The following is a 6,506-nucleotide window of genomic DNA, read 5'->3' on the forward strand; positions in this document are numbered from 1 at the left end:
GCGCGCTTGTTTGGCTGTTTTGTCACTGCTCACAAATTTTCGTTCTGTCCAAAGTGGTTCAGCGAGTTGTTCTGTTTCGTCAAGTTTCAAAGGGGTGAAGCCACCATCATCCAGTTGCATCTCCAGTGAAAAGGTTGCACCACCCGGTAAAAAGGTTTTGATATAGCTGGTCAACCTTGCCTTTTCGCCAAAGGCAAAAGCACGCGTGACATAGGTCGCTTCCTTATGGATTTTTCCCGCAATCAACTGAATAGGGGCAAATAACACCGGTGAGAGTTTCTCGGTTCCTTTAAGAATAGCGCGAAGCTTGACCTTTTCACTGATATATTCAGTAAGACTGAGCAATTGAAAGGGAAGAAGTTGATAAATTGTGCCATTGTTTCGTTCAATTTCAAAGATGACAGAACACTCACTTGAAGGCAACTCAATGGCTGCGCGTATTTGCAAATCAGAGCAGTCTACAAGGTCAAAGGTGCCTAAATCGACAATCTTTTCTGTTTGCCTATAGCGTGCAGCGAGCACCCGAAAAGCTAAAGCCTCATCTTGATGGGCTGTCCAACTTTGTGCGTTAACAGAAGAAAAGCGTGGACCGGTCACGTAAGGGTGACTTGAGACAAATCTTTGGTGTTCTGCATCAAAATCTCCAAGCTTTGCTAGTGAGATGGCATGATCAGCATCATCGGTTTTAATGATAAAAGCAGTGAGACGATCATTAGGGACTAACAAGGGGACATCATAGCGTGCCCCAGCCCAACCTAGCTTTGCGCCCTTCATAGAATAAAAGCTTTGTGCTTGAATATCGGCGGTAGGATAGCCGTTTTCGGTTGTCACCAAATCAATCACCAGATCATGGTTCTGATTGCCGATTTTACAAAGATGAAAGTCAATTCCAGTGATTTGCCGTGTTTCATCGGGGGTAAAGACTTGCGCTTGTGGGTCAAATTGCGTCCATATCTTCACTGTTGTGGTGCGCCGCATCACTTTCACATCAATCAGACCTTGTCCGGTAAAAAGTCCCGTTGCAATGGTGCCCCCTTTCCCCTGTGCCACGACATTTTTTGTACCAGCGGTAATATTTTGTGGAATCGTGAAAGTGCCCTCAAGGACGCCTTGTCTATCGGCAACAAGGCGGCTCGCTGGCAAAATATCCACACCATCAAAGGTAAGACTTTCCAAGATTTCGCTACTGCCAAAACCTTCAATTTTAAAGTGAAGGGTAATTTGTCTTAAAAAGTCGATTTGTTCTTGGTGTGTGTTGATGAAATTATCGCTTACTTCTGTTCTACGTATGGTACTGCCGCGATGTTTTCCCATAATGATTTGATTGGTCACGCTTGAGAGCCAATCGGTGCGTTGTTCATGCCAAAAGTCTGTTGCGGGTTCAAGGGTTACTGTACCAGGCAAGGGTGCAAAATTTTGATAAGGATTGATCTTTTCGCAAGCCGTTGTCAACTCTTGCGCAATGATCACTTCATTTGTCCAGTCAAGGGTGACAGGCGCTTTTAAAGGAGCAGTATAGAATGTTGGGTCAATGGCAAGCTGCAAAATGCCGTTGCCTACAGCTCCCGTTTGTTGAAAGCCTTCATCTCTGTAACTATCATCAAGAAAGGGATCAGCGAACATGCCTTTTTTGGCAACAGGCTCTTTAGAGTCTACATTGCTTTTAATGCGCTCTAACTGCATCAACCGGTCAAGGGAAAGCACCCGTTGAAAATAGCGCCACATCTCATCATAGGGGGCAACACGGGTGCCATCATTGACCACAAGGGGGGTACTAAGCCAATTGTTGGTAATGGTTGCGAGCGACAACACCTCATCAGGGACACTAGGTGCCATGGGTTGGTCTGAAGAAATCCCTTTGATATAGACGACATTTCCCCCTGTGTTGAGACCAATACGGTCAATGCGGGGGAGTTTGTAAGTGTAACTGACAATGATATCACCACCCTCCGCACCCCCTGATACTGTAATTTCCTGCGCTGTTACCTTATCAGCCGTGATTTTTGCACGATAGCGATAAGTCACCTTATAGTTGCTCCCTGCTAAAGGTTCGTCTCCCACCGGTGCCCAATCAATGGTGTCTCCGGTTTTTTTAAAATCCGTTCCTTCTTTAAATTCTTTAGTTCCTTGAACAATTTTGATAAACGCGGTGATGCTTTTATCCGGCACGCCATCACGCCCTGCGGCAACGGCACCGCGGGTGACGGTAACGGTTTTTTCTTTTGTCAACAAAAGAGACTGAATATCAGCAAGAGGAAAATAATAGGGTTTAAAGGTAAAGCTTGTTTTCCCTTTTGGGGGCGAAAAAATGTGCGTTTCGCTAGGAACAACGCTTGTCGAAAAATCTTCCATCTCTTCATGGCGCAAAGCTGCTAAGCGTTTGCGTTTAAAACCATTGATATTGGCTTCTCCCTCTTGAATGCTAAACACTTGGCAACCGTTATTTGCTCCCAATGCACTTACACGGCATCCCCCCACGATATAATGCCCATGAGCGCGGTCGTACGTCGCAATGGCTTGCATGGCCGGTTCAAGGAGTGAGGGCGATTTTTGATCAATCAAAACGCCATCTTGTAAGATATAGACCGGAAAGAAAGCCCCTTGCTGCTCATCATCTTTGAGAGCCCAGACAAGTTTTGCGACTTCGCGTGCCGCTCCGGGCTCTCCTTCTGCCAAACTGCCGGCAACTTGCCCCAACAGCTCTGGATCATCTTCATAGGTCACCCATTTCTTTTGTAGCTTTACACCAATTTCCACACGCCCAATCATGGAAATATTCTCCAAGACAGCATTTGAGACAGGAAAGATGTCGCCTGCGATATAAATTTTGCCCTCTGTTAACGTGACAGTCCTTGTCTCTTTATTAACAAAAGCATCAGCGCGTTCAACGCGGTCTCCTTCTTTTGCCACAAGGCGCCCCAAACGGTCATGACGCCCCCTGATGATGGTTTGAACCTCATTGAGTTCACCCGCTTGAAGAAAAGGGCGCTTGCCATAAAACACCACGCTTTGTTGTTCGTCTTTGCCTACCGATCTGTCAATTGCAAAGGGTAAACCACTTTCATGCTTCATGTTAAAACCTCAATAAAATTTTGAATTGTTCGCGAACATCAGCACGCAAAGGAATGTTGACCGGTGTTTTAAGAATTTCTACACCATCACGCAGTTCATGAGCTTCAAGCCAAAGCTTGCCAGGAGGGGTTTGTTGTGCAAGAGAGCCATGAACGAGAAGGGAAACAGCGGCGGTTTGTTTGTCCTCAACATCTTCAAAATCTGTGCGAGCTGCAAGAAACAACAGAGTGCCGGTTGGGGAAGGGTTAAATCTGTTGCCACAATGGTTATAAACACCCTCTAAAACCTGTTCGACAGGCGCTACAGCATAGCATCGGCGATACCCAATCAGAGTGTTGTTTGCGTCTCTTAAAGCCAAATAAAGGGGACGATTTTGGAACCATTCTGCCATGAGTATGTCGCGTTCATGTTTTTTGACCGAACACCAGGGAAAATTTGCCAAATCCCAAGGGTAATCAATTTGGTTCCAGCTTAACTCCTCGTCAAAGTCATCTATCCAATTGCCAATAAGCTTGCCTTCTTCTTTTGTGAGGGTATGATTGATTTCTGTTGTGCGTCCAAAGGAAAACAAAGTTCCCCCAGCTGTAAGACAGATGCCACTCTCGAAGTCCAGCATGCACTCATCAAGGTGTGACATATTGCATTCAACAGCTCCAACATCATAACCATAAACACCACGACGAAAATCAGAGCGCAAACTTTTGGAAAGTCTCACGATTGCTTCAATGGCTTCAAGCTGTGTTCGTTCAGGCAAGTGATCAAAATCAAGTTGAAAGGAATTCCACCATGCACGCCCAGACCATGCGGGCTTAAAACGCGCGGAAAGCTCTAACCATTGAAGTCCCAACTCAATGGCGTCTACAGAGCCACGAATATTTTGCCATGCAAGTCCTTGGTCAATCAAATCATAGAGGTTTGGAACATAAGGTGTGAGTTCACCAAGTCCATATTCTTCAATCAACCACGGCAAAAAGCGGGGAGGGCGCGTGATCAATTTAGCACGTGAAATCCCCAAAACAGACCCATCAACATCTTGATGAAAGTTGCAAGCATCGGCAAGGCGTTTCTCAAATTCTGTTGCATGGGTGGGGAGGAGGGAACCAACCATTAGCGTGCACGCCCTTTGAAGTTTAAGGTGATTTTGCCAATCGATAAGATTTCTTCATCACAAACTGCACTGTCCTTTGTGGGTGTAATGGCAATCACTTTTTGGACACCAGGGATCATCAGTTTTGAAACCCACCACGAGAGGCTTAATTCACGACCAATGGCTTGTTCTTGTCTCCATGCTGCTCTTAAATTTGCCTCCATTGTCGTGAGAATTTTCAAAGATGTTTCCGGTAACAGCCAAACATCTGCTTCTAAGTCCAGCACTTTTTTAACAGCAGCATGCACAATAATCGTATCATTGGTCATGATGATATTTTTTCTGTGAAGAGCTTGTGAAACTGTTTGTAAGAGATCTTCAGAGGCTGTCCCTTCTTCATTATTACCAAAAAGAGCAACATAGATGGTTGGGTCTTTGCCTTTACGATAAATAATCGCATCCTTCACACGGCTATCGGCTGTTAAGGCTATAAGCTTGTAATAGGGTTCTGTCCCGCTACCATTGCCACCACGGGCATGAAGCTGTATGCGTTCACGATATCTCTCGTCACTTTCTCCTTCCATGCGGGCAATACCATGCCAGTTTCCCAAGGCATCAAGAGATTCACCGATTGCAAAATCAAGAATGTTGTTGCGTGCTGCCTCATTAATACGCTGTCTTAAAAGCAATTCTCGATAGCTAAAAGCCTCTATAACTTTTACGGCTGGATCACTTTCCAAAAATGTATATTCGGGTAAAAGTTTTTTTAAATGAGCAAGAGCCGCTGCGCGGATTTCCTCAAAAGAAAGTTCTGTAATAATTTCCGGTTTTGCAAGCGCTTTACTCATTTTATCAATAATCCTTCCATGGTAATGGGCTTGCCCGATGGCAAATAAATGCCTTCAAAGGATAAAGAAACGTGTCCATTCTCACCCCTTTTAAAATCGATTTTTTTCACTTTAAAACGTGGTTCCCATTTGTCTAAAGCCTCAGCAACGGCGGCATAAAGGGCAACGGCAAAAGCATTATTCACTGGCGCATCAATGAGTTCTGCAACGCGTGAACCATAATCACGACGCATGACTCGTGTGCCAATGCGTGTTGATAAGATATCAATAATCGATTGCCGCAAATGCTCTATGCCAACCAAGGACTTTCCCGTTGTACGGTCCATTCCACTGTTCAATTGGGACCTCCTGTCATCGAGCCACCAGAATAAACACCGCCATGAACATGGGTTGCTCCTACATTGGTGCCGTTATGCTTTAAGCTACTTGAATGAATGGAAACATTATTTCCAGAATGAAGAGAGAGACTATCATTCGAATTCAGTGAAATGTCACCACCAACCTTCAAAGAGATGCCGCCCTTTGCCTTTAAACTAAAGTCACGTTCTGAAGTGATTTTTATGCCCTCCGGTGCGCTAAGCTCTAACTTACCAGCATCTCCTTTGAGTGATACGCCATCAGAGATTGTTAGGATAAATTTTCCACCCGATTTTATATTGAGGGCATAGGTGTTTTGTTCATCATCATATTCAAGGCTGGTTCCATCAGGGTATATCGTTCGGTGAATGCTGCCCTTATCGGCTGCTTGATTAGCATCTGTATGAATGGAACCCACAATCATCCCTTGCGATAAATCCCCTGATGATGAAACAACAATCACTTGCTCTCCAACATCGCGCCCTTCATAAGAGCGTGTTTTACCGGCGCGGGCTTGTGTGTCTGGAATCCAGTCACTGATAAGACCTCCAGTTTTTACTCGATAGCGTGCGTTTTTATGGTCGACATGGCTAATTTTCCCCACCACAACCATATTGGCTACGCGTCTCTTTAAATCGGTGATCTCCTTATCGCGCCGCTCTAACATAGTCACCTTCAATTTTATGGTATTTGTCTTCGTTTCCCACACCTGTTTCTGGTTTAAAACCGACAAGGGGTTTAACAACTCTTGCGGTTGCATTTCCTTCATCAGGGCAGGGGATATTGGTTATGTGCGTCACGTCAAAGGTTAAAATTGCACCGTGGAGTGCTAAAGCGCCATTATCACCAAAGGCAAAAGCAATATTTTGCAGGCGGCATGTCTCAACGGTGTTGTTAAGATTGGGGTTGGCATGGAAAATCTCTTCAACTTCCCATGCTAATTGGTCAACAAAGCGTGCACCCTCTTCACATGTTGCATAGCATTCAACATCTACTGTTAAAACACGCCGCCTTAAGCCAAAATCATGTCCATCTTCAATGGTTTCACTTTGCGTTGAGATATTAATAGCTGGCATTGCTTCAATAAATAAATTGAAATCGCGCATATTGAAAACATTATCACCAGCTACTGTTTTTGCTGC

Annotated in this window: 6 protein-coding genes; all 6 read right to left on the reverse strand. The window is 44.9% G+C overall.

The window, feature by feature from the left end; translation table 11 throughout:
* A partial coding sequence (locus ACFIML_RS08645; protein ID WP_375687946.1) for a DUF4815 domain-containing protein occupies positions 1 to 3,072 on the reverse strand: 3,072 nt, incomplete at its 3' end.
* A gap of 1 nt (position 3,073) precedes the next feature.
* Positions 3,074 to 4,180 (reverse strand): phage tail protein, encoded by a 1,107-nt coding sequence (locus ACFIML_RS08650; protein ID WP_375687947.1) that lies wholly within the window; start codon positions 4,178 to 4,180, stop codon positions 3,074 to 3,076.
* The gene (locus ACFIML_RS08655; RefSeq protein ID WP_375687949.1) at positions 4,180 to 5,007 is read right to left on the reverse strand and encodes a baseplate J/gp47 family protein; all 828 of its coding nucleotides are present in this window, start codon (positions 5,005 to 5,007) and stop codon (positions 4,180 to 4,182) included. The genes ACFIML_RS08650 and ACFIML_RS08655 overlap by 1 nt, the downstream gene beginning before the upstream one ends.
* Entirely contained in the window at positions 5,004 to 5,345 is a 342-nt protein-coding gene (locus tag ACFIML_RS08660) for a GPW/gp25 family protein (protein ID WP_375607146.1), read from the reverse strand. The genes ACFIML_RS08655 and ACFIML_RS08660 overlap by 4 nt, the downstream gene beginning before the upstream one ends.
* Entirely contained in the window at positions 5,342 to 6,031 is a 690-nt protein-coding gene (locus ACFIML_RS08665) for a phage baseplate assembly protein V (RefSeq protein ID WP_375687951.1), read from the reverse strand. Before ACFIML_RS08665 ends, ACFIML_RS08660 begins: the two co-directional genes overlap by 4 nt.
* Positions 6,012 to 6,506: hypothetical protein (locus tag ACFIML_RS08670; RefSeq protein ID WP_375687953.1), on the reverse strand; the 495-nt coding region annotated here is incomplete at its 5' end. The genes ACFIML_RS08670 and ACFIML_RS08665, both read right to left, overlap by 20 nt.

This window comes from Bartonella sp. AC62GZZY (assembly GCF_042196525.1).
Classification (GTDB): Bacteria; Pseudomonadota; Alphaproteobacteria; order Rhizobiales; family Rhizobiaceae; genus Bartonella.

Coding starts and splice junctions, on each gene's coding strand:
- ACFIML_RS08650 (WP_375687947.1), bottom strand. CDS start 4,180: ATGGTTGGTTCCCTCCTCCCCACCCATGCAACAGAATTTGAGAAACGC.
- ACFIML_RS08655 (WP_375687949.1), bottom strand. CDS start 5,007: ATGAGTAAAGCGCTTGCAAAACCGGAAATTATTACAGAACTTTCTTTT.
- ACFIML_RS08665 (WP_375687951.1), bottom strand. CDS start 6,031: ATGTTAGAGCGGCGCGATAAGGAGATCACCGATTTAAAGAGACGCGTA.